At 29.1% G+C, this 22,729-nt stretch carries 23 protein-coding genes; 11 read left to right on the forward strand and 12 right to left on the reverse strand.

Translation table 11 applies throughout. The annotated features are described in order from the left end of the window. The first annotated feature begins 42 nt into the window (after positions 1–42). Positions 43–702, forward strand: a complete 660-nt coding sequence (locus H9I45_RS02950; RefSeq protein WP_088353427.1) for an HAD family hydrolase — start codon at positions 43–45, stop codon at positions 700–702. A 76-nt stretch (positions 703–778) separates the two neighbouring features. Further along, the gene (locus H9I45_RS02955; protein WP_140422738.1) at positions 779–1,300 is read left to right on the forward strand and encodes a hypothetical protein; all 522 of its coding nucleotides are present in this window, start codon (positions 779–781) and stop codon (positions 1,298–1,300) included. A gap of 165 nt (positions 1,301–1,465) precedes the next feature. Here H9I45_RS02955 and H9I45_RS02960 read toward each other — a convergent pair whose 3' ends face one another. From H9I45_RS02960 to H9I45_RS02995, 8 genes are all read right to left on the reverse strand, one after another. Next, complete coding sequence (locus H9I45_RS02960; protein WP_088353425.1) at positions 1,466–1,744, reverse strand: hypothetical protein; 279 nt, start codon at positions 1,742–1,744, stop codon at positions 1,466–1,468. A gap of 86 nt (positions 1,745–1,830) precedes the next feature. Further along, a complete protein-coding gene (locus H9I45_RS02965; protein WP_088353424.1) occupies positions 1,831–2,799 on the reverse strand; it encodes a deoxyhypusine synthase family protein in 969 nt (322 codons plus the stop codon). Positions 2,800–2,928: 129 nt separating this feature from the next. Next, positions 2,929–4,464 carry a carbon-nitrogen hydrolase family protein gene (locus H9I45_RS02970; protein WP_088353423.1) on the reverse strand — a complete coding sequence of 512 codons (1,536 nt, stop codon included), beginning with the start codon at positions 4,462–4,464 and terminating at the stop codon, positions 2,929–2,931. Between the two features lie 6 nt (positions 4,465–4,470). Further along, positions 4,471–5,415, reverse strand: a complete 945-nt coding sequence (speB, locus tag H9I45_RS02975; protein WP_088353422.1) for an agmatinase — start codon at positions 5,413–5,415, stop codon at positions 4,471–4,473. Positions 5,416–5,460: 45 nt separating this feature from the next. Continuing rightward, entirely contained in the window at positions 5,461–6,852 is a 1,392-nt protein-coding gene (locus H9I45_RS02980) for a type III PLP-dependent enzyme domain-containing protein (RefSeq protein WP_088353421.1), read from the reverse strand. Between the two features lie 553 nt (positions 6,853–7,405). Continuing rightward, a complete protein-coding gene (locus tag H9I45_RS02985; RefSeq protein WP_088353420.1) occupies positions 7,406–8,956 on the reverse strand; it encodes a DEAD/DEAH box helicase in 1,551 nt (516 codons plus the stop codon). 60 nt (positions 8,957–9,016) lie between these two features. Continuing rightward, on the reverse strand, positions 9,017–9,418 hold the full coding sequence (ytxJ, locus tag H9I45_RS02990; RefSeq protein WP_088353419.1) for a bacillithiol system redox-active protein YtxJ: 402 nt from the start codon (positions 9,416–9,418) through the stop codon (positions 9,017–9,019). A 53-nt stretch (positions 9,419–9,471) separates the two neighbouring features. Further along, entirely contained in the window at positions 9,472–11,067 is a 1,596-nt protein-coding gene (locus H9I45_RS02995) for a family 16 glycosylhydrolase (RefSeq protein WP_088353418.1), read from the reverse strand. 266 nt (positions 11,068–11,333) lie between these two features. Between H9I45_RS02995 and clpB the strand changes: the two genes are divergently transcribed. After that, complete coding sequence (gene clpB, locus H9I45_RS03000; RefSeq protein WP_088353417.1) at positions 11,334–13,943, forward strand: ATP-dependent chaperone ClpB; 2,610 nt, start codon at positions 11,334–11,336, stop codon at positions 13,941–13,943. An 89-nt stretch (positions 13,944–14,032) separates the two neighbouring features. Next, positions 14,033–14,530 carry a SixA phosphatase family protein gene (locus tag H9I45_RS03005; protein ID WP_088353416.1) on the forward strand — a complete coding sequence of 166 codons (498 nt, stop codon included), beginning with the start codon at positions 14,033–14,035 and terminating at the stop codon, positions 14,528–14,530. A gap of 2 nt (positions 14,531–14,532) precedes the next feature. On the opposite strand, the gene H9I45_RS03010 is transcribed toward H9I45_RS03005, so the two are convergent. Both H9I45_RS03010 and H9I45_RS03015 read right to left on the reverse strand, forming a co-directional pair. Further along, a complete protein-coding gene (locus tag H9I45_RS03010) occupies positions 14,533–15,354 on the reverse strand; it encodes a class I SAM-dependent methyltransferase (protein ID WP_088353415.1) in 822 nt (273 codons plus the stop codon). Between the two features lie 130 nt (positions 15,355–15,484). Beyond that, the gene (locus H9I45_RS03015; RefSeq protein ID WP_088353414.1) at positions 15,485–16,225 is read right to left on the reverse strand and encodes a DUF6503 family protein; all 741 of its coding nucleotides are present in this window, start codon (positions 16,223–16,225) and stop codon (positions 15,485–15,487) included. A 97-nt stretch (positions 16,226–16,322) separates the two neighbouring features. Here H9I45_RS03015 and smpB point away from each other — a divergent pair, with 97 nt between their 5' ends. The 5 genes from smpB to H9I45_RS03040 all read left to right on the forward strand — a co-directional run bounded on the left by smpB (position 16,323) and on the right by H9I45_RS03040 (position 20,053). After that, a complete protein-coding gene (gene smpB / locus H9I45_RS03020) occupies positions 16,323–16,787 on the forward strand; it encodes an SsrA-binding protein SmpB (RefSeq protein ID WP_088353413.1) in 465 nt (154 codons plus the stop codon). A 9-nt stretch (positions 16,788–16,796) separates the two neighbouring features. Then, positions 16,797–17,708, forward strand: a complete 912-nt coding sequence (locus H9I45_RS03025) for a geranylgeranylglycerol-phosphate geranylgeranyltransferase (RefSeq protein WP_088353412.1) — start codon at positions 16,797–16,799, stop codon at positions 17,706–17,708. Beyond that, positions 17,709–18,287: a Maf family nucleotide pyrophosphatase gene (locus H9I45_RS03030; protein ID WP_088353411.1), complete on the forward strand. Its 579-nt coding sequence runs from the start codon at positions 17,709–17,711 to the stop codon at positions 18,285–18,287. A 158-nt stretch (positions 18,288–18,445) separates the two neighbouring features. Then, complete coding sequence (locus tag H9I45_RS03035) at positions 18,446–19,399, forward strand: transketolase family protein (RefSeq protein ID WP_088353410.1); 954 nt, start codon at positions 18,446–18,448, stop codon at positions 19,397–19,399. Between the two features lie 45 nt (positions 19,400–19,444). Further along, positions 19,445–20,053, forward strand: a complete 609-nt coding sequence (locus H9I45_RS03040) for a porin family protein (protein WP_088353409.1) — start codon at positions 19,445–19,447, stop codon at positions 20,051–20,053. Between the two features lie 325 nt (positions 20,054–20,378). Here H9I45_RS03040 and H9I45_RS03045 read toward each other — a convergent pair whose 3' ends face one another. Next, positions 20,379–21,191 carry an FKBP-type peptidyl-prolyl cis-trans isomerase gene (locus H9I45_RS03045; protein WP_088353408.1) on the reverse strand — a complete coding sequence of 271 codons (813 nt, stop codon included), beginning with the start codon at positions 21,189–21,191 and terminating at the stop codon, positions 20,379–20,381. Between the two features lie 81 nt (positions 21,192–21,272). On the opposite strand from H9I45_RS03045, the gene H9I45_RS03050 reads away from it, so the two are divergent. Next, entirely contained in the window at positions 21,273–21,653 is a 381-nt protein-coding gene (locus tag H9I45_RS03050) for an RNA-binding S4 domain-containing protein (RefSeq protein ID WP_088353407.1), read from the forward strand. After that, positions 21,650–22,153 carry a phosphoribosyltransferase family protein gene (locus H9I45_RS03055; protein WP_088353406.1) on the forward strand — a complete coding sequence of 168 codons (504 nt, stop codon included), beginning with the start codon at positions 21,650–21,652 and terminating at the stop codon, positions 22,151–22,153. The genes H9I45_RS03050 and H9I45_RS03055 overlap by 4 nt, the downstream gene beginning before the upstream one ends. Here the strand turns inward: H9I45_RS03055 and H9I45_RS03060 are convergent. Further along, complete coding sequence (locus H9I45_RS03060) at positions 22,145–22,660, reverse strand: shikimate kinase (protein WP_088353405.1); 516 nt, start codon at positions 22,658–22,660, stop codon at positions 22,145–22,147. The two genes, H9I45_RS03055 and H9I45_RS03060, sit on opposite strands and share 9 nt — an antisense overlap. Positions 22,661–22,729: the final 69 nt, after the last annotated feature.

Raw genomic sequence — 22,729 nt, forward strand, 5'->3', positions numbered from 1 at the left:
GCCACGAATTCACTAATTATAAAATTATTATTTTAAAAAAGAATGAAAAAAATCCCAAAAGAAATAAAATGCGTTATTTTTGATATGGATGGCGTTATTATAGATTCCGAAGAAATTCACAAAAAAGCATATTACGAAACCTTTGTTTCTTTAGGACTAAATGTTTCTGATGAATTGTACAAATCTTTTACAGGTTCTTCTACCATTAATGCTTTTCAAAGATTGGTGGCTCATTTTAATTTAGATAAAAAACCTGAAGAACTCGTTTTAGACAAAAGAAGGCGTTATGTAAATTTCTTTGAAAATGACCCAAATTTACATTTAGTTGAAAATGTTGAAGAAATTATAAAGTATTTCAACAAAAAAGGAATCGTTTTAATATTGGCTTCTTCTTCTGCAATGATTAATATAGACAGGGTTTTTAATCGTTTTAACTTGAATGGTTATTTTTCTGCGAAAATATCGGGTGCAGATTTAAAAGAATCGAAACCACATCCAGAAATTTTCAATAAAGCATCTATTTTAGCCAACATACCAAAAGAAAATTGTGTTGTTATTGAAGATTCCGATAATGGAATAAAAGCGGCAAACGATGCTAATATTTTCGTTTTTGGCTATGCTAATAAACTTTCGGAAGGACAAACTTTAAAAAATGCTGATGCTGTTATTCACGATTTTTTGGAGTTGAAAGACCTTATTTAAAAAAAAAGAAGTTTTTAACTGCTTGATTTTATATTTTAAAAAATATAACTCAGTTAACAAATACAAAACTAAAACAATGAAAAAAATAATAAGTCTATTTACAATAATACTAATTTTCAATTGCAATAGTGATGAATCAAATTCTATTGTTGAAACAGAGTTAAGTTTACTTACTGGAATAAATCTAATTGATAATAGTGGAAATCCAAATGGCAAGTTTGGAAATCCGAATATATTGATAAATAATAAAATTACTGTTTATCCTATTCCTGCGAAAAACGTTTTATTTATTAATTCAAATGAAAACTTAAGCAAAATTTGGATTATACCAGCTATTGCCGAAAAAATTTTTCAACAAACTGATTTTAATACTATATTAAATACACATACTTACGATGAAAACCAAATCAAATCTAATGCTGAATTAGAATCTTTAGACATCAATAAAAACTCATTTAGTTTAAAATTGAATACATTAAAATCTGGATACTACAGAATATTTATGAAAATTGACAATTCACTATATTGGGAAAACATATATATTCCAAATGGAGATGAAGGATTTGGACTTGAGAATTTAAAAAATTTTTGGAATTAATTATAAATTTGTCTAAACTTTTGGGTGCACATCATTTTCTATTCGGTTTTTATTTGCTGAATTTAGTACTTAAACCATATACAAACATATTAACGAAACATAAAAAAAATCTCTTTTCCTGTCAAGAAAAGAGATTTTTATATTTTTAGAAATCAATTAGTTTACCTAATCTTCATCCTCCAAATCATTGGCTTCAAAATCGTCATTATCATCAAAAAATTCTTCATCTTCTGCATATTCTTCCATGGCATTTTCTAAACGATCACTTATTTTAACTAAATAAACAGTGTCTTCCGTTTTTACTTCAACTGCTTTTACAGTATCTCCTTTGGCGTTTTTAAAGGAAATTACATCACTATAATCATAACCATCAGGATATTTATCAATTAACATATCTAAGATGTCTTTTGTCAGTTTTGCGTATTCTACTATTACTCTTTTCATTATAATACCTTTTATATTTCTGGTCCGTTTTTTAATCAAGTTTAAAATAAAAATAATAAACTTTTTTAAAAAAAACGTTAGTGATGTTACATTTCTAATAAATAAGCGAAAATAAGAGGTGCAACAATGGTTGCATCACTTTCTATAATAAATTTTGGAGTGTCTATATCTAATTTTCCCCAAGTAATTTTCTCGTTAGGAACTGCTCCTGAATAAGAACCATAACTTGTGGTAGAATCTGAAATCTGACAGAAATAACTCCAAAATGGTGTTTCTGGTTTTTCCATATCTTGGTACAACATTGGCACCACACAAATAGGAAAATCTCCAGCAATTCCTCCTCCTATTTGGAAAAATCCTATTCCGTTTTCAGAATTATCTGTGTACCAATCTGCTAAAAAAGTCATGTATTCTATACCAGATTTTACTGTACTTGCTTTTAATTCTCCTTTTAATACATAAGAAGCAAAAATATTACCCATGGTAGAATCTTCCCAACCAGGACAGATAATTGGTAAGTTTTTTTCTGCTGCTGCATACATCCAAGAATCTTTAATATCTATCTCATAATACTGCTCTAAAACTCCTGAAAGTAATAATTTGTACATGTATTCATGTGGTAAATAACGTTCTCCTTTTGCTTCTGCATCTTTCCATATTTTTACAATATGTTCTTGAATTCTTCTAAAAGCTTCTTCTTCAGGAATACAAGTATCTGTAACTCTGTTTAAGCCTTTTTCTAACAAATCCCACTCGTCTTGTGGAGTTAAATCTCTATAATTTGGTACTCTTTTATAATGAGAATGTGCTACTAAATTCATAACATCTTCTTCTAAATTTGCACCTGTACAAGAAACAATTTGCACTTTATCTTGGCGAATCATTTCTGCAAAAATCTTTCCTAGTTCTGCTGTACTCATTGCTCCTGCCAAAGAAACTAACATTTTAGATCCTTTGTTTAATTGCGCTTCATAACCTTTTGCTGCATCTACTAAAGCTGCTGCATTAAAGTGTAAAAAGTATTTTTCTATAAAATTTGTAATTGGTTTGCTCATTTTTATATTTTTTATGATATCCTTTAAAATGTTCTCGATACGATTTTTCAAAAAAGGAAAAATCACATGAACTGACACTAAAAGTTATCAATAATGATTTTATTTAATTTCTAAAATTTTAATTTTTAATTATTTTTTATGAAGTTTTTTCACTTCGTAAATATCTGTTCTTCTATCTTTTAAATTTCGAACACTTCCAAATTGATTCAAATCTTTTAACAAATCTAAATCTACATCTGCAATTAAAATCATTTCTGTATTTGTAGTTGCTTCTGCTTTAATTCCGTTTGCTGGAAATGAAAAATCGCAAGGTGTAAAAACCATCGATTGTGCAAACTGAATGTCCATGTTATTTACTTTAGGTAAATTTCCAACACTTCCTGCAATTGCCACATAACACTCGTTTTCTATGGCTCTTGCTTGTGCACAATGTCTCACTCTAGAATATCCATTTTGTGTATCTGTTAAAAACGGAATAAACAAAATATCCATACCTTCTTCAGCCAAAATTCTACTCAATTCTGGAAACTCGGAATCGTAACAAATTAACACTCCAACTTTACCACAATCTGTATCGAATGTTTTTAGCTCATTTCCTCCTTGCATTCCCCAAACTTTTGCTTCATCTGGAGTTACATGTAATTTCTCATACCTTTCTGTAGAACCATCTCTTTTGCACAAATAACCAACATTGTATAACATTCCATCTTTTAATTCTGGGAAACTTCCAGTAATTATATTGATGTTGTACGAAATAGCCAATTCAGAAAACTTCTGAACTATTTCTGGTGTATATTTTGCCAATTCTCTAATGGCTTGCGATTCTGGCAAATGATTATTATCTGCCATTAAAGGCGCATTAAAAAACTCTGGAAACAATGCAAAGTCAGCTCTGTATGCAGAAACTGCATCTACAAAATATTCTGCTTGTTGCATTAATTCTTCCAAATCTTTGTACAAACGCATTTGCCACTGAATTAATCCTAAACGAACTACTTTCTTTTTAATGGCCGCTTTTGCAGTTTCTTTTTTGTAATACACATTATCCCACTCCAATAAAACTGCAAAATCGTTTGAATCTGCATCTCCTTCTAAATAACCTTTCATCACTTTTGATGGATGAAAATCATTGGATATTTGAAAGTTTAAAACTGGATCGTGAATTTCTTTACGTTTTACCTTTTCTATATATTCTTTTGGTGAAATTTGCACTGCATATTTATGATAATTAGGAATTCTTCCACCAAATGCAATACCTCTTAAATTCAGTTTTTCGCACAATTCTTTTCGGTAATCATACAATCTTCTTCCTAGCCTTAAACCTCTATATTCTGGTTTTATAAAAACATCAATTCCATATAAAACATCACCAATATCACTATGAGTGCTAAAAGTGTAGTTCCCAGTAATCTCTTTGTATGTATGATGATCATCAAACTTATCATAATCAACTCTTAAAGACAAAGCACAACCTGCCAGCTGTCCATTAATTTTAATAACTACTTGTCCTTCAGGAAATTTATCTATTAAAGATTGTATTTGAGGTTCTTCCCAATGCGTACTTTGCATATTAGAATAAATCTCAATCATTGCTTGTTTTAACGCTTGATAATCTTCAATCGTTAAATATTGCAACTCTATATTTTCTATGTTTTCGATTTTCATAATGATTTAAAAATCGTCGTCATCATTTTTAAATTTCGATAATTTACTGAAAGGATTGTTATCAGTAGTATCATCTCCATTGTCATAAGAATCGTCATTAGAAGCAAATTTATAGCTCAACATTTTATAGAATAATTTAGCCGCTAAAAAGTCAGATGATTTTTCATTTTCATTCGGACATAATTCAACCATATCAAAACCTACAACATTCTTTTGCTCGAAAACTTGTTTTAAGAATGCTAAAGTTTCATAGTAAAATAATCCTCCTGGTTCTGGAGTTCCTGTACTTGGCATAATTGAAGGATCTAACGCGTCTAAATCAAAAGTAATAAACACATTTGTACTTAATTGATCAATTACATCATCCATCCAATCTTCGTTTACAGCCATGTCATGTGCAAAGAAAACTTTGTCTAAATTCATGCTTCTTTTTTCAGAAATATCCATACTTCTAATTCCAACCTGGACTAAGTTTGTATTCTGATTCGCTTCGTAAACTGCACAAGCGTGATTGCAAGAAGAACCTTCATATTCTTTACGTAAATCTGCATGTGCATCTATATGTAAAACCGTTAAATCGCTAAAACATTCGTTAAAAGCTCTAATAGTTCCAATAGAAACTGAATGTTCTCCACCAAAAACAGTCACAAATTTATTTCTGTTGATATACTTCTTCGTTTCTTGGTGAACAGCTTCTACCATTGCTTCTGGAGAAGAATTTTCTGTAATTGGTTCTGTTAAGAAAACACCTTCTTTATAAACTTCAGAATCTGTTTCTATGTCATACAATTCCATGTTTTCTGAAGCTTCTAAAAAAGCTTTAGGACCTTTGTCTGCCCCTTTTTGCCAAGTGCTAGTTCCATCATAAGGAACTGGGATAATTACTATTTTTGATGTTGACAAGTTTCCAAACTCGTTTGGAATTCCTGCATATGTATTTTTTGTGTTCATTTTATTTTTTGTTGCAATGGGTTTAAACCCTTGTTGTGTTGTTTGTTAATATCCTAATATTGATAATAATTCGCTACTTTTTTGTTGTTCTTTAAAGACCTTTATATCCAAATTACCTTCTTTATCTCTGTCGATAATTAAATGCTTTGGAGTTGGAATTAAACAGTGTTGCAATCCACCAAAACCACCAATGGTTTCTTGATATGCTCCAGTGTTAAAGAACCCAATGTATAGTGGTTTTTCTTTCTCGTAAACTGGTAAATAAATTCCATTTACATGTTGTTCTGAATTGTAATAATCGTCACTATCGCAAGTTAAACCACCTAATAAAACACGTTCGTATTTTGTATTCCATTTATTAATTGGCAGCATGATAAAACGTTTGTTAATTGCCCAAGAATCTGGTAAAGTGGTTATAAATGAAGAGTTTATCATATTCCAACGCTCTCTATCATTTTGTTTTTTCTGATATAAAACTTTGTACATAGCTGCTCCAGATTCACCAACTGTAAAACTTCCAAACTCTGTAAAAATATTTGGTACGTCTACTCCTGCTTCATCACAGGCTTGTTTTATTTGATTTGTAATTTCATCAATCATATATTGATAATCATAATCAAAAGCCAAGGAGTTTTTTATAGGAAAACCACCACCAATATTTAAACTGTCTAAAGTAGGACACACCTTTTTTAAGTTGATGTACACATTTAAACATTTCATTAATTCGTTCCAGTAATACGCATTGTCTTTAATACCAGTATTGATAAAAAAGTGTAGCATTTTTAAATCAACTTGGGTATTATCAGCAATTTCACGCTCATAAAAAGAAACGATGTTTTTATATCCAATTCCTAATCTTGACGTATAAAACTCAAATTTTGGTTCTTCTTCAGAAGCAATTCTAATACCAACTTTAAACTTCTTTTTTGTTTCTTTTTTTATTAACGGTAATTCTTCATAATTATCGATAATAGGAATACAGTTTTTATGTCCAGATTCTATTAACTCGCCAATATTCTTTACATATTGGTCTCTTTTAAATCCGTTACAAATAACAAAAGTATCGTCTTTTATTTTGCCTTCTTTCTTTAAGCTTTTAACAATATCTATATCAAAAGCAGATGATGTTTCAATATGAATATCATTTTTTAAAGCCTCGTTTAAAATGTGCTTAAAATGAGAACTTTTTGTACAATAGCTATAAAAGTATTTTCCTTTATAATCATGTTTTTCGAAGCTATTTTTAAACCAGTCTTTTGCTCTGTTTATGTTTTCTGATATTTTTGGTAGGTATGTAAATTTTAATGGAGAACCATATTCTTCAATAAGTTCCATTAAATTAATGCCATGCCAAAATAATTTATGGTTTTCTGTTTTAAATTCTTCTTGTGGAAAATCGAACGTTTGCTCGACTAAATCTATATATTTTGTATTCACTTTGGTTTTTAAATTATAGGTATGATAAATTTGTCTAAATCAGAACATTTTAAAAATGTTGAAATAGAAATAAGTACTTTTAAAAAAGTAAGATTATCACTGTATAATTTGTAAGTAAACTACGTGCAACTTTGAGAAAAGTTGCAATTCTTGAAGAATTGAAAATGGAGAAACCTTAATTTTTCGGTTGCATTTCCAAAATGCATTGTAATACGTATTCTCCAATTGAGTATTACATCCGAAATAAGAAAAACTAAACATTTTACTTAAATAAGTACAACAAATGTATATTATTTTTTAATATAAATTACAAAAGCAAAAAAAAAGTAACTTTTTTTTGAAATATATTTTTTATCAGTAAATACAGGTGTTTCGAATGATAATTGAATGCGATTTTAATACTGAAGTGAAATTTTATTCTAAAATTTGATTATAATTTCTGCCTAAAAACGTCAATTATCAACAAAAACTATAAAAAACATTCTTCCTTATAAAAACGCAATTATAAAGCATAAAAAAAGCTCTGAATTTTCAGAGCTTTTAATTTACATTTTTATTCATCTATTGGTGGATGACCATGAATTTCTTCAAAATCTTCATCGAAGTTTTCTCTTAAATAAGCGTTTAGTTTCTTTCTGTAATCGTCTTTTAACCAAGTTACAAAATTGTGCGTACTTTTAGAAATACATTTTGCATATCTGTTAATTCTATCATCTATCTCCTCACCTAACATTTTAGCCAAAATTAAAGCATCAAAAACATCTTCACTGTTTTCAATACACATTTTTGCATGATGTACAATTGATTTTTCTAATACTCTTTTAGAAGATTCTCCAGCTTTTATTGTTTCGATATATACATTTTTCATATCGAAATAAGTATCTGTAGAATTTGCAAACTCTACTTTTACATTTGCTGGTAATTCATATCTAAAGGTACTTTCAATTTCTTCATCAGAAAGAATTGCATCTAAATAATAATCTGGTGCTCTAAACATTTTTTGCCAGTCTAAATCTGCACCCCAAGGACCAAATCTGTGGAAATTGTTTCCTAAATCAATTACATCAAACGTGTTTTTATCTCCAAAAATACGAGAACCACGTCCAATCATTTGATAATATAAAGTCAACGATTTTGTTGCTCTGTTTAAGATAATTGCTTCAATACTTGGTTCATCAAAACCAGTTGTTAAAATACTTACAGAGGTAATAATTGCATTTGGAGTTTTGTGAAACCATCTTAAAATAAGCTCACGTTCCTTTTTTGTATTTGTATTGTCTAAATGCGCAATTGGGTATCCTGCTTTCTTAAACGCATGAAAAACCTGAATAGAAGTATTTATACCGTTGTTAAAAATCAACGTTTTTTTACCTTTTGCAGTTTCTTCATAAGCACTTACCAATTTGGTAAGCATGTCTGTATTCATGTATAAATCTTCGGAAGATTTTACAGTATAATCTCCATTTGCCCCAACTTCCAAAGAAGTTAAACCAACATTGTAAGAATACATATTTGCTTGTGCTAAATAACCACTTTCAATTAAATGATGAATTGGCTCACCAACATATAATTCCTGATAATTCTCATACATTGGTAATTTAATGTTAGAACTTAAAGGAGTTGCTGTTACACCAAGAATGAAAGATTGATCGAAAAACTTAAAGATTTTAGTAAAAGAGTTGTAATGTGCCTCATCTACAATAACCAAACCGATATCAGAAATATCTAACTTATCGTCATTTAATCTATTTTTTAAAGTTTCAACCATCGCCACAAAACACATAAATTCGTCTTGATCGTCTAATTTTGCAGTACTATTTATTATTTTATTTTCTACACCAAACTCAATAAGCATTTTAGAAGTTTGCTTACTTAATTCAATTCTGTGCGTTAGTACTAAAACTTTCTTTTTAAAAGTTTCTATATAACGTCTTACAATTTCAGAAAAAATTACTGTTTTTCCACCTCCTGTTGGTAATTGATATAATAAATGATAATCTTGAGGCGCTGTTTCAAATCGATTAAAAATCTCTTGAAGTGCATCTTTTTGATAACCGTATAATTCTTTACCTATAATTGTTTGCGAAGTGTTTGTTTCTGCCAAAAGTTTAAAAATTTAGAAAGACAAAAATAAGACTTATTATAGGTTTTACCCAAATTTTAACTACATAAATCTCGATAAGTCTGTTTGTGTGATTTCGTAGTGAGAAGCATCATAGACAGAAACTCCATTTCTAACAACAATTAATTGCGGAGATTGGTGCATTACTTGGAACTTATACCCTACTTCATCTGAAACATCTCTATAATTTAGTAAATCTAAATAATACACTTTTAAATTTTCATGTTCTTCCGAAAACAACTTTTCGAACTGTTTTATAACCATACTACTAATACCACATCTTGTAGAATGCTTAAAAATAAGTACAGCTTCTGTTTCAGATTCCTTTTTAATCGTTTCTAATTGCTCCAAAGTAGTTAGTGGAATCCAGTTTAAAAATGATTTTTTTTCTGGTTTTGTTTCCTTTTCACTTTTATCGCCAAATATGTTGTTAAATATGCCCATTTATGTTTTTTTGATCGGTCGTAAATTTAAGAAAAAGCTTTCAGCAATAAAAACTACTGTTTTATAAACTTCTTATTGATTACTGCTCCTGAAGTGGTTCTAATTTTCAACAAATAAATTCCCTTTGAAAACTCTTTTAAAGAAAATTTTGGTGTTTTAGTATTCAATATTTTCTTTCCTGTAATATCAAAAACTTGAATATTTTCAATTTCAGAATTATCAGATAATTTAATTGAAACATAATCTTTAACTGGATTGGGATATATTAAAATGGTTTCTTTTTTTACTTCAGATTTAACGGAAAGACTACTTTCTTGAAATACTCTAACATAATCGATTTCTAAAGTATCTTCAGAAAAATTAGATGCAATATTTCCTCCTAAACTTCCACCCATTGCAAGGTTTAGTAAAATGAAAAAGTCTTCTTTAAAAGGATTTATGGTTTCCAATTCATTTATCAATCGATTATCTAAATAAATTTTCATCGAAGTTTCTGTCCATTCTAAACTATAAATATGAAAATTAGTGGAAGTATCTGCATTACTAGTTGCAACAGCTTTGCTGGAAATTTTATATCCTTGCCCATTATCCCAATGCCAAGTTCCTAAAATTTCTGTTTTTGCAACATTTGGCTCCATAATATCTATTTCACCACAAAATGGCCAACGTTTTGTTCCAAAACCTTCATTATCCCAATAGGTTCCATCTTCGTTAATATTTTTTCCTAACAACCAAATTGCAGGCCAAGTTCCAGCTACAGAAGGTAATTTTGCACGCACTTCTACTCTACCATATTTAAATGAAAACTTTGAATTTAATCTTGCTGAAGTATATTGTTTTTGATGACCTTGATCTGAATATACCTCTTTAAAAGCTTTAATTTTTAAAGTTCCATTACTTACAAAAGCGTTTTTTTGACGATTTGTATAGTGTTGTTGCTCGTTATTTGCCCAACTATTTCCAGCAATTAATTTTGTTTGTTGATACCATTTGTTAGTATCTATTTCTCCATTTCCGTCAAATTCGTCTGCCCACACCAATTTATTAAAAGTAGTATTTGCATTTTCTGAGGGTTTACCATCATAATAGAAATCATCTACGTAAGCAACTACAAAGTCTGAATTATTTTCTCCATTCATCTGAATTAAAACTCGATTAAAATCAGTTCTTTCAGTTGGTGGTTTTGAACCAGAATCTAAATTTCTAAATGCATCATTTTTAAAATCGAAGGTTACTTCTTGCCATTTATTTAATTCCAAGGTTTTAATAATTTCACTTTGGGTAGACCAAGGTGCAGATAAATTTCCATCTTGTAATTTTAAGGAGATTTGGTTCGTTTGCGAACCAGTTATACCACTTGAAGGAATATATACTTTTAAAGTGAAAACATAGTTTGTCGATAAATCGAAATTTGTGGAATTATTATACCCAACATTTGCATATTGTCCACCAACATCACTATATTTTAAAACAGTATTAGATGTATTAATACTTTCTTTATGAGGATTAGTAAAATTGATGTCTAAATTACAATTGTCTTCATACCAAGTGGAAATATTTCCATTTCCTTCGAAATCGTCTTTAATTTCTTGTGAAAAAGTTGAAGTTGTTGCAATTAGAATAAAAAATAATAGGTAAAAATTTCGCATAGCTGTTTTATATAGAATAATGCTCAAATCTACTTACTTAAAGTGCTAATCTCTAAAAAATGACCAATACAAAAACAATACAGAAAGCTTTTAAAGACTTTTTTACTAGTAAATTGTCAAAAAGTCAGTAAAAACAAGGATTAACAAGACAAAATGACTTATTCTTGATTCGCTATATATTTGGTATTAAAATTGCTTTTAATCGATTGTAAATGAAAAATTAAATAACAACAAGGGCTTTAAAACCTTTGCTGAAAAAAATAAATATGAATTTTAATAATTATACAACAAAATCGCAGGAGACCATACAAATGGCGCAGCAGATTGCGCAAGGTTTTGGTCATAATCAAATAGAAAATGAGCATATTTTTAAAGCTTTAACACAAGTAGATGAAAATGTGTTGCCTTTTTTATTGAAGAAATTAAACATTAACTTAAATGTTGTAAACCAAATTTTAGACAAACAATTAGAGAGTTTACCTAAAGTTTCTGGAGCAGAATTAATGATTTCGAGAGAAGCAAGTAAAACGCTTACAGAAGCGTCTGTAATTGCTAAAAACATGAAAGATGACTATGTTTCTATCGAACATTTAATTTTGGCAATATTTAAATCGAAAAGTAACATTGCACAGGTTTTAAAAGACCAAGGTGTTACAGAAAAGCATTTAAAGGCAGCAATTGAAGAATTAAGAAAAGGAGAAAGAGTAACTTCTAAATCCCAAGAAGAAACCTACAATTCGTTGAACAAATTCGCTAAAAACTTAAATAAATTAGCGCAAGATGGAAAATTAGATCCAGTAATTGGTAGAGATGAAGAAATTAGAAGATTGTTACAAATTTTATCAAGAAGAACAAAGAACAATCCAATTTTAGTTGGAGAACCAGGAACTGGTAAAACCGCTATTGCAGAAGGTTTAGCACATAGAATTGTAGATGGAGATGTACCAGAAAATCTAAAAGATAAATTAATTTTCTCTTTAGATATGGGCGCATTAATTGCAGGTGCAAAATACAAAGGAGAATTCGAAGAACGTTTAAAAGCAGTTATAAAAGAAGTTACAAATGCAAATGGAGATATTGTACTTTTTATTGATGAAATTCATACTTTAGTAGGTGCTGGAGGTGGACAAGGTGCAATGGATGCTGCAAACATTTTAAAACCTGCATTGGCTCGTGGAGAATTGCGTGCAATTGGTGCAACTACTTTAGATGAATATCAGAAATATTTCGAGAAAGATAAAGCTTTAGAAAGACGTTTTCAGAAAGTAATTGTAAACGAACCTGATACAGAAAGTGCCATTTCTATTTTAAGAGGAATTAAAGAGAAATATGAAGCGCACCATAAAGTTCGTATTAAAGACGAAGCAATTATTGGTGCTGTAGAATTGTCTCAACGTTATATTACCAACCGTTTTTTACCAGATAAAGCTATTGATTTAATGGATGAAGCTGCGTCTAAATTACGTATGGAAATTAATTCTAAACCAGAAGAATTAGATGTTTTAGACCGTAAAGTAATGCAGTTAGAGATTGAAATTGAAGCAATTAAACGTGAAAAAGACGAAACGAAGTTAAAATCTTTACGATCTGATTTAGCAAATTTAAAGGAAGAACGAAACGAAATTAATGCAAAATGGAAATCTGAAAAAGAGGTTGTAGATAATATTCAGAATGCAAAATCTGATATCGAAAACTTTAAGCTTGAAGCAGAAAAGGCAGAAAGAGATGGAGATTATGGTAAAGTTGCGGAAATTAGATATGGAAAAATTAAAGAAGCTGAAGGCAAATTAGAAGAATTTCAGAAAATATTAAGCGAAAACCAGAATGAGAAATCTTTAATAAAAGAAGAAGTTACTCTAGATGATATTGCTGAAGTTGTTGCAAAATGGACTGGGATTCCTGTCACAAAAATGATACAATCTGAACGTGAGAAATTACTAAAATTAGAAGACCAATTACACAAACGTGTTGTTGGCCAAGAAGAAGCAATTGTTGCAGTTTCAGATGCTGTTAGAAGATCGAGAGCTGGTTTGCAAAACCCGAATAAACCAATTGGTAGTTTCTTGTTTTTAGGAACAACTGGTGTTGGAAAAACAGAATTGGCAAAAGCATTGGCAGAATATCTTTTTGATGATGAAAATGCAATGACAAGGATTGATATGAGTGAATATCAAGAACGACACTCTGTAAGTAGATTAATGGGAGCTCCTCCAGGATATGTAGGTTATGATGAAGGTGGACAATTAACGGAAGCTGTTAGAAGAAGACCTTATTCTGTAGTGCTTTTAGATGAAATTGAAAAAGCGCATCCAGATACTTTTAATATCCTTTTACAGGTTTTAGATGAAGGAAGATTAACGGATAATAAAGGACGTGTTGCAGATTTTAAAAACACCATAATTATTATGACTTCAAACATGGGAAGTCATATAATTCAGGAGAAATTTGCAGACCCAAAAGCAGATTTAGAAGCAGTTACAGAAGTTGCGAAAATTGAAGTTTTAGGGTTGTTAAAACAATCTGTAAGACCAGAATTTTTAAATAGAATTGATGATGTAATTATGTTTACACCATTAACACAAGGGAATATTTTCGAAATTGTAAAATTACAGATAGAGCATTTAAAGAAAGTAATTGGCAAACAAGAAATTACATTAGATGCTACAGATGAAGCAATTAAATACTTGGCAAAGAAAGGGTATCAGCCAGAATTTGGAGCAAGGCCTGTAAAAAGAGTTATTCAGAAAGAAGTTTTAAACGAGCTTTCGAAAGAAATTTTATCAGGAAAAATAACAACAGATAGTATTATTTTATTAGATTCTTTTGATGATAAATTAGTTTTTAGAAATCAGTCGGATTTGGTAGAGAATATATAAGTTAAGTTTGGTTAGATTGGAAAAAGCGATGTTGTAAAAGGCATCGCTTTTTCTTTTTTGATTATATTCGTTGTTCAAATTTAACTATCATGAAAAAAATCTTATTTTTATTTGTATTCGCTTTTGGTTTATTTACTTCTTGTACTTCTCAAGAAACTACGACCTATTATTTAATTCGACATTCAGAAAAAGACAGATCTGATAAAACAAATAGAAATCCAGATTTGAGCGAAGATGGACAAGAAAGAGCTACAAATTGGGCAGATTATTTCGAAGATATCGATTTAGATGCTGTGTATTCTACTAACTACAATAGAACCATGCAAACTGCGACTCCAACTGCAGAAAGTAAAGATTTGGAGATTCTAAACTACGACCCAAGAAACATGTTTGATGCTGAATTTGAAAAAGCAACAAAAGGAAAAACGGTTTTAGTTGTTGGTCATAGCAATACCACTCCTGCTTTTGTAAATAAAATTTTAGGCGAGAAAAAACATGAAGATTTAGATGATAATGACAATGCAAGTTTATTTATTGTTACGATTTCTGGAGATAAAAAAGAAAGCATTGTAAAGAAAATAGAGTAATTTTATTTTCTAGCAACTAACATCATATGTGGACTAAAAGCCAAAACAGATTCGTCTAATTCTGTGGTTTTTAAAAGTTCTAATAATGTTTCTTTTTTCTTTGGATTTAGCATGTTCGCGAAATATTCGTTGTCTAACCAAATCATTCCTTCAACTGCAAAAAGGTTGATTATTTCTAAATTTTGAGAGGTAAATTCCTTTTTTAATTGTTTTGGTTTGTGATAAAACCCATCTGCTAATAACCAAGGAAACTCCTTTGGCGGATTATGAATTCCTGAAGTTAATTCGGTTTTACACATTTCTAAAAAAGGCTTTTTGTGTACCAAACCTTGCATTAAACCTGCAACTGTAGATGCTGAAGAATTAATGGCGAAACCTAAAATATGTCCACCTTTTTTTAAAACTCTTTTTGCTTCGTTTATCGTTTGTAAACGATCTTCTTTTTGTTGAAGATGATACAAAGGTCCATGTAAAATAACCAAATCTGCGACTTCGTTTTTAACGTCTAAATTGCGAGATTCTCCTAAAGTTACAGAGAATTTATTTTTTGATTTATTGGCCCGTTTTTGCGCTAATTTTATGTGTTTTTCAACAGGCTCTATCAAATGAACATTGTGTCCTTTTTCTGCCAACCATTCACTATATTTTCCTGTGCCTCCACCAACATCTATAATTGTTGCTTTTGGTTTAGAAATATGTCTTTCAATTAGAGATTTTATTCTTTCAAATTCAAAAAAACCCATACCAGAATCTAAACGTGTTTCTTCGGAAGCTTTGTTGTAAAAATCTTCTAATTCATTTGTTATGAGTTGTTTTTTAGACATTTTTTAAATTTAGCAAATATTTATTAATTCTCTTTTTGTTGGCAGACAAGTCTAGCCCAGATTGAAATGACATCCTTTTTGTTTTTCACAAAAAGATATAATGGAAAGCTGGAAATAGCTCCAAAAAAAATTACTCTAAAATGGTAACTTCGATATTTTTTAAAACGATTTCAGATACTTTTTCTAGCTTATTTTCTTCGAATGCTTTATCGATATTTATTAGTTTAATCTCCTTATTTAAAGGTTTGTAATTATGGTAATCTACAAAACGAATTCCGTTTTTTACACATTGCTCCTTTAAAACTCTAAAACGTTTTCCACCTCCATTTGTGTGGTAAGAGTAAGCCAAATAATCTATTAAAAAATCTTCTTTACCTATCCAATAAATAAAGACATCTTCGAAATCTTCTCCTCCTCCATCTTCTGCAAAAGTAACTTCTACTTTATAATATTCTTTTCCATTAATTGTTGATGATTTTAGTAGTTTTTTATGAACTGCTTTGTCATTTAAACCAAATGGTAAAACCGAAAAATAATGCACTGAGTTTACAGAATTTGTATATTTTGAAGCAATTTTTGTTTCTAAATCTACAATTTTGTTATCTACTAATCTTTCAAAATCTGTATTCGTTAAAATGTCTTTAATTAGTGAAGAATCTTTTTTAAAAGTTCTTGTTAGTTTAAAAGTTCCATTATTTCTAACTGCCAAATAATTTACATTTCTAAAATTAAATGAAATCTCTGAATTTGCAACTTTATCTGCTCCAGCATATAAAATTGTTTTGTCTATAATTTGTTGTGCAGTTAATTTTTCTTCGGATGTTTTGCAGGAAATAAAAAGGATTAGCAAAAAGAAAGATAAATATCTCATGGAGTTTTGTTTGATTTGATCGAAAATAGAATTCAAAATTACGTTTCTTTCCCGAATCTAAAAATGTATCTTTGTTAAAAATAAAAATTGATTATTGATGGTTCAAAAAAACATCAACATAAAAAATAAAAAAGCACGTTTCGAATTTGAAATTTTAGACAAATATGTTGCTGGAATTCAATTAACTGGAACAGAAATAAAATCGATAAGATTAAGCCAAGCAAGAATTACAGAGAGTTTCTGTGAGTTTAATGAGCGTGGAGAATTGTTTATCGTAAATATGTACATTCAAGAATATATGTTTGGGCATCACTTTAACCACAAACCAAAAAGCGAGCGTAGATTATTAATGCATAAACGTGAATTGCGTAGTTTAAAAAAGGATGTGGAAGCAAAAGGAAATACAATTGTGCCACTTCGTTTGTTTATAAATGATAGAGGTTTTGCAAAACTTGAAATCGCACTCGCGAAAGGAAAACAAACGCACGATAAACGTGAAGTTTTAAAAGATCGTGACAATAAACGTGATTTAGCACGTATTAAAAAGAGCTTTAATTCATAATTTTTTTTGATGATTTCTTTCTTAAAACTAATTCGTTACAAAAACCTATTGATGGTTTTATTAACGATGGTTTTGACTAAATATGCTTTAATTAACTCATTTTTAGAAAATACATATTTAACTAATTTTGATTTTCTTCTTCTAATTTTATCTGTACTTTTAATAACTGCTGGAGGTTATATAGTTAACGATATTTTTGATATTGAAACAGATAAAATTAATAAGCCCAATAAAGTTTTTATTAATGTTTTAATACCTAAAAAAATAGCTTGGTATAATTATTTTCTATTTACTTTATCTGGCCTATTCATTGGATTTTATTTGTCTATAAAAAATTTTACTGAAATTACTCTATGCCTTTATTTTGCTTCAATAATTATACTTTTTTTATATTCTAAATTTTTAAAAAAGTTACCTCTTTTTGGAAATTTGGCAATTTCCATATTAATAACATTTCCAATATTTTTAGTTAGTTCTATTAGTTTATCTCTTTTTAATAATATTAATGATCAAGTTCTAATTAACTATTATAATTTAGAAAATACTGTAAATATTTATTGCTTTTTCGCTTTTATAACAACACTAATAAGAGAAATCATAAAAGATATCGAAGATGTAGATGGAGATTTAAAAATAAAAGCGAAAACTTTACCTATTTTATTTGGTAGAAAAAGAGCTTCTAAAGTTGCTTTTTTATGTAGTTGCATTTTATTATTTTTACTACTAATTCTCTCACAATTTATAATAAATAAAGCTTTTCTTCTATTCTATGGTATTGTTTTAATTCTCTTACCACTACTCTATTTTATGTTTTTATTATGGAAAGCCGAAAAGAAAAAAGACTTTTCTAAATTGAGTAGTTTAATGAAACTTATTATGCTCTTCGGAATTTTATCAATGTTATTATTTACAATTCAATAAATGTTAAGAGAAAAACTAAAAAACTATAATGTAATTTTAGCTTCTAAATCGCCAAGAAGACAGCAATTTTTTAAAGATTTAGATATCGATTTTACGATTCAATTAAAAGAAGTCGAAGAAATTTATCCGAAGGAATTAAAAGGAAAAGAAATTACGAAGTTTTTGGCGGATTTAAAATCGAAACCTTTTACAGACTTATCAAAAAATGATATTTTAATAACTTCCGACACTATTGTTTGGTTAGATAACAAAATGTTGGGAAAACCGAAAGACGAAGCAGAAGCATTTGAGATGTTACGAAGTTTATCAGGAAAAAGTCATGAGGTAATTACTTCTATCAGCATAAAAAATAAGAGTTTTCAAGAAATAATTACAGACGTTACTACAGTTACTTTTAAAAAATTAACCGACGAAGAAATTAATTATTACATTAAAAACTACAAACCTTTTGATAAAGCTGGTGCTTATGGAATTCAAGAATGGATAGGTTTTATCGCCATTGAAAACCTACAAGGAAGTTATTTTAACGTAGTTGGTTTGCCTGTACATAAACTCTACAAAGTACTAATGAGTCTATAAATAGTAAGCGTTTTTTAATATTAAAGTATATTATTTTAAGACTTCCTCACAGTATGTTAAAAAGTCTTTTTTCTAAAACATCTTTTCTCTTCTTTAAAGTGAAATAAAAGTTTATTTTTACGTCGAATTTTACAACACAACATTTTTATAAATTTATAATGAAAAAATACACATTCACAGAAAAAAAAGACACACGTTCTGGTTTTGGAGACGGTTTAACTGAATTAGGTAGAACAAACCCTAACGTAGTTGCTTTATGTGCAGATTTAATTGGTTCTTTAAAAATGGATCAATTTATTAAAGAAAACCCGGAAAGATTTTTCCAAATTGGTATAGCAGAAGCAAACATGATTGGTATTGCTGCTGGTTTAACAGTTGGTGGTAAAATTCCTTTTACAGGAACTTTTGCAAACTTTTCTACTGGACGTGTTTACGATCAAATTCGTCAATCTGTTGCTTATTCTGGAAAAAATGTAAAAATTTGTGCATCTCATGCAGGAGTTACTTTGGGTGAAGATGGTGCAACACACCAAATATTAGAAGATATTGGTTTAATGAAAATGTTACCTGGAATGACAGTTATAAATCCTTGTGATTATAACCAAACTAAAGCTGCAACAATTGCTATTGCAGATTTTGATGGACCAGTTTATTTACGTTTTGGTCGTCCGAAAGTACCAGTATTTATGCCAGAAGATGCTAAATTCGAAATAGGAAAAGGAATACAATTAACTGAAGGAACAGATGTAACTATTGTTGCTACAGGTCATTTAGTTTGGGAGTCTTTACAAGCTGCAGAAAAATTAGAAGCAGAAGGAATTTCTGTGGAAGTAATAAACATACACACCATTAAACCTTTAGACGAAGAAATTATCTTAAAGTCTGTTGCAAAAACAGGTTGTATTGTAACTGCAGAAGAGCATAATAAATATGGTGGTTTAGGTGAAAGTGTTGCAAGATGTTTAGCAACTAACACTCCTACTCCACAAGAATTTGTGGCAACTAACGATACTTTTGGTGAATCTGGAACTCCAGATCAATTAATGGCAAAATATGGTTTAGATGCAAACGCTGTTGTAAAAGCTGTAAAGAAAGTAATTTCTAGAAAATAAATTGGTTTATATAAAAACTATTAAATTAATTTAAAAATGAAAATCATGAAAAAAGTAATTTTATTAGTCTGTTTGACTTTTGCCTTCGCATTTAGCCAAACTTCTAACGCTCAAGTAGACTTTGGTCTAAAAGGAGGTCTTAACTACAATAATAATGGTAAAGGTTCTTTTAAGAATGCAACTAACGACATTGCAGAGGGTGCAGATTCCAAAACAGGTTATCATGCAGGAATTTGGACTCGTTTTAAAATTCCAGTTATTGGATTATATTTAAGGCCAGAACTTGTTTATACTCAAGTAAAAACGGAGTTTGAAGAACAAAGTGCTACAAATGAATATTCTTTTAAGAAATTAGACGTACCTGTACTTTTAGGTAAAAAGTTTTTAGGTTTTGCAAATGCTTTTATTGGTCCTTCTTTCCAATATATTATAGACGACAATATTAGTTTTAAAGATTTATCTTCAGATGAATTTGATAAATTCTCTGTAGGTTTACAAATGGGAGTTGGTGTAGAATTAGGTAGATTAGGTGTAGATGTTCGTTGGGAAAGAGGGTTGTCTTCAAACGAAGCAAAATTTGCGGCCAATAATGGTAATTTTTCAGTAGATAATAGAACTAATCAAATAATTTTTGGCCTTTCTTTAAAGCTATAATTATTTAGGAATTTTATATTATAAAAATGCTCTTGAGAAATCAAGAGCATTTTTTTTTGCTTTAATCTTTGTTTAACTAATTTAAATAGGGATTTAAATTAGTTTTTAGCCTATTTTTATTCTTAAAATAGAAAGATCTACTTATTACCCAATTACTAATTAATTTTATCTTCCTATACTTAATTAAATAGAAAACGATTAACTTCTAAAAATCAATCTTATAAAACGATAAAATTTATTAATTGTATTATATATATATATAAAACAAAAATGCTCTTGATTTCTCAAGAGCATTTTCTAATGTTGTATTTAAGTTTTGTTTTATCTATTTTATGTTAGGGTTTAAATAATCTGGAAAACTTGGATTATCAGTGTCGCTAAAATCATTTGTAACATCTCCATCTCCATTAGCATCTTCTTGTATAGAAGGTGTTCCATCATTATCGTGATCTGTATCTTTTACAATATCTAATAATTCTATGTAAAAAAGTAAATTTGTATTTACTAATGGACTACTATAATTTTGTGTATTACTAGATGGATATGCTAAACCAGAAGGAATTAATAAAACTCCTTTACCTCCATTCAAATAAGTAATTGGTCCATTAAAAGGATCTCCATTTGCTTCTTTCTTTAATTCTCCTCCTTTAAATTCTCCAAATCCTTTTGTCCAACCTTCAATAACACCAACCAAAGTAAACCAAGATCCAGAATCATTTTTATCGAAATTAGTTGTAGATAGTTCTGTACCTAGTATAGCTAAACCAGAATATTTTACCAAAACAGAGTCTACCACAGTTGGATTACCTTTATCTGGATCTGCACCATAATCTCCTTCATTTGCAACATAAACATATAATTTATGATCAATATCATTAGAATTAACGGTAATCTCTTTTAAATTATCTTTATCATCAAATAAAGAAGTTTTTCCAGAAACCAAAGTTTTTACAGAGTCTACAGAATAATCGTAATAATTATTCTTTAAAAATTTTACAATAGAATCGTTGTCTACTAAGGCCTGTGCTTCATAATCGAAATCTGCAAACGGATCTATAAAACCATTTTCATCATCACAAGAATTTAATATAACTACAGCTATAATTAACAGTGCAAAAATATTTTTAATTTTATTCATTTTTAATCTTTAATTTTAAGCGTGCAATTTACCATTTTTATACCTTTGTAAAAAGGCAAACAGTATATTTTAACTTTTTTTATGAGGATAGATAAATATTTATGGTGCATACGAGTTTTTAAAACGAGAACTATTGCAACAACAGCTTGTAAAAAAGGCCAAGTTAAAATTGATGGCAACAACCTAAAACCTTCCAAAGAAGTCTTTGGAGGAGAATTAATTGTGGTTAGAAAAAACCAAATTAATTATCAAATTAAAGTCTTAGGCTTACCTGAAAGTAGAGTTGGCGCAAAATTAGTAGAACAATACAGAAAAGATGTTACTCCTAAAGAAGAATTTGAAAAAACAGAATTATTAAAATTTGCCAAAGATTATTACCGTAAAAAAGGTGTTGGAAGACCTACTAAGAAAGACAGAAGAGATATAGATAATTATCAAGAAGATACAACTGAAGAAATATGACAACAGCTAGTAATATAATTTTAGACACAACTCAAATTCAGCAAAAAATTAGAAGAATTGCTTATCAAATATATGAAAGTAATAGTTCTGAAAAAGAGGTTATAATAGCCGGAATTATTGGGAATGGCTATATTTTTGCTGAAAAAATTGTCGCTGTTCTAAAAGAAATATCATCATTAAAAGTAACCATTTGCGAAGTACAAATAAACAAGAAAAAACCATTAGAAAAAGTTACAACTTCTATAGAAGTAACAGATTACAAAAACAAATCTTTGGTTTTGGTGGATGATGTTTTAAATTCGGGCACTACTTTAATTTACGGAATAAAGCATTTCTTAGATGTTCCATTAAAAAGATTTAAAACAGCTGTGTTAGTTAATAGAAATCATAAAAAATATCCTGTTAAAGCAGATTTTAAAGGAATTTCTCTATCAACTTCTATAAAAGAACACATTCATGTTGAGTTTACCAAAAAAGAAGCAAAAGCTTATTTAGTGTAATAAAATTCTTAACTCTGTAACAATTTCCGAAATCTCTTTTCCATCTGTCGTAATTGAGTAATTAGCTTGTTCATAGAAGAACCTGCGTTCAAATAAATGTTTTGCAACAAATTCAGTTATTTTCTCATTTTCGAGATTCGCAACCAAAGGTCTCTCGTTTTTCTCTTTAACTAATCTTTCCACTAAAGAATTTATAGAGGCTTTTATGTAAACAGATTTTGCAACAGTATTTAAAATAGCACCCATATTATTTGCATAACATGGTGTTCCACCACCTAAAGAAAGCACAAATTTCTTGTCAGAATTTAGAATTTCTTTCAAATATTTGTGTTCAATTGTTCTAAAATAAATTTCTCCTTTAGTTCCAAAAATTTCAGAAATACTCATTTTTTCTTTCTCAGAAATATAATCATCTAAGTCTATAAAATTAAGATACAGCTTCTTAGCTAACTTTTTTCCAATGGTAGATTTCCCAGAAGCCATATACCCTAAAAGTACAATTTTCATTTATTTTAATTTTTAGCAAATATCGTTAAAAATTTTTCAAAATAATGTTTCTAATTCCAATGATTGATA

The organism is Polaribacter haliotis, assembly GCF_014784055.1.
In the GTDB taxonomy this organism is placed as follows: Bacteria; Bacteroidota; Bacteroidia; order Flavobacteriales; family Flavobacteriaceae; genus Polaribacter; species Polaribacter haliotis.

What these genes read in the sequence shown, in the direction of transcription:
- H9I45_RS02950 (WP_088353427.1), top strand. Translation starts at nt 43, where the DNA reads ATGAAAAAAATCCCAAAAGAAATAAAATGCGTTATTTTTGATATGGAT.
- H9I45_RS02970 (WP_088353423.1), bottom strand. Translation starts at nt 4,464, where the DNA reads ATGAAAATCGAAAACATAGAAAATATAGAGTTGCAATATTTAACGATT.
- H9I45_RS03050 (WP_088353407.1), top strand. Translation starts at nt 21,273, where the DNA reads ATGAGGATAGATAAATATTTATGGTGCATACGAGTTTTTAAAACGAGA.
- H9I45_RS02995 (WP_088353418.1), bottom strand. Translation starts at nt 11,067, where the DNA reads ATGCGAAATTTTTACCTATTATTTTTTATTCTAATTGCAACAACTTCA.
- H9I45_RS03060 (WP_088353405.1), bottom strand. Translation starts at nt 22,660, where the DNA reads ATGAAAATTGTACTTTTAGGGTATATGGCTTCTGGGAAATCTACCATT.
- speB (WP_088353422.1), bottom strand. Translation starts at nt 5,415, where the DNA reads ATGAACACAAAAAATACATATGCAGGAATTCCAAACGAGTTTGGAAAC.
- H9I45_RS03030 (WP_088353411.1), top strand. Translation starts at nt 17,709, where the DNA reads ATGTTAAGAGAAAAACTAAAAAACTATAATGTAATTTTAGCTTCTAAA.
- H9I45_RS03005 (WP_088353416.1), top strand. Translation starts at nt 14,033, where the DNA reads ATGAAAAAAATCTTATTTTTATTTGTATTCGCTTTTGGTTTATTTACT.
- H9I45_RS03015 (WP_088353414.1), bottom strand. Translation starts at nt 16,225, where the DNA reads ATGAGATATTTATCTTTCTTTTTGCTAATCCTTTTTATTTCCTGCAAA.
- H9I45_RS03040 (WP_088353409.1), top strand. Translation starts at nt 19,445, where the DNA reads ATGAAAAAAGTAATTTTATTAGTCTGTTTGACTTTTGCCTTCGCATTT.
- H9I45_RS03025 (WP_088353412.1), top strand. Translation starts at nt 16,797, where the DNA reads ATGATTTCTTTCTTAAAACTAATTCGTTACAAAAACCTATTGATGGTT.
- H9I45_RS03035 (WP_088353410.1), top strand. Translation starts at nt 18,446, where the DNA reads ATGAAAAAATACACATTCACAGAAAAAAAAGACACACGTTCTGGTTTT.
- ytxJ (WP_088353419.1), bottom strand. Translation starts at nt 9,418, where the DNA reads ATGGGCATATTTAACAACATATTTGGCGATAAAAGTGAAAAGGAAACA.
- H9I45_RS02955 (WP_140422738.1), top strand. Translation starts at nt 779, where the DNA reads ATGAAAAAAATAATAAGTCTATTTACAATAATACTAATTTTCAATTGC.
- H9I45_RS03055 (WP_088353406.1), top strand. Translation starts at nt 21,650, where the DNA reads ATGACAACAGCTAGTAATATAATTTTAGACACAACTCAAATTCAGCAA.
- smpB (WP_088353413.1), top strand. Translation starts at nt 16,323, where the DNA reads ATGGTTCAAAAAAACATCAACATAAAAAATAAAAAAGCACGTTTCGAA.
- H9I45_RS03045 (WP_088353408.1), bottom strand. Translation starts at nt 21,191, where the DNA reads ATGAATAAAATTAAAAATATTTTTGCACTGTTAATTATAGCTGTAGTT.
- H9I45_RS02965 (WP_088353424.1), bottom strand. Translation starts at nt 2,799, where the DNA reads ATGAGCAAACCAATTACAAATTTTATAGAAAAATACTTTTTACACTTT.
- H9I45_RS02960 (WP_088353425.1), bottom strand. Translation starts at nt 1,744, where the DNA reads ATGAAAAGAGTAATAGTAGAATACGCAAAACTGACAAAAGACATCTTA.
- H9I45_RS03010 (WP_088353415.1), bottom strand. Translation starts at nt 15,354, where the DNA reads ATGTCTAAAAAACAACTCATAACAAATGAATTAGAAGATTTTTACAAC.
- clpB (WP_088353417.1), top strand. Translation starts at nt 11,334, where the DNA reads ATGAATTTTAATAATTATACAACAAAATCGCAGGAGACCATACAAATG.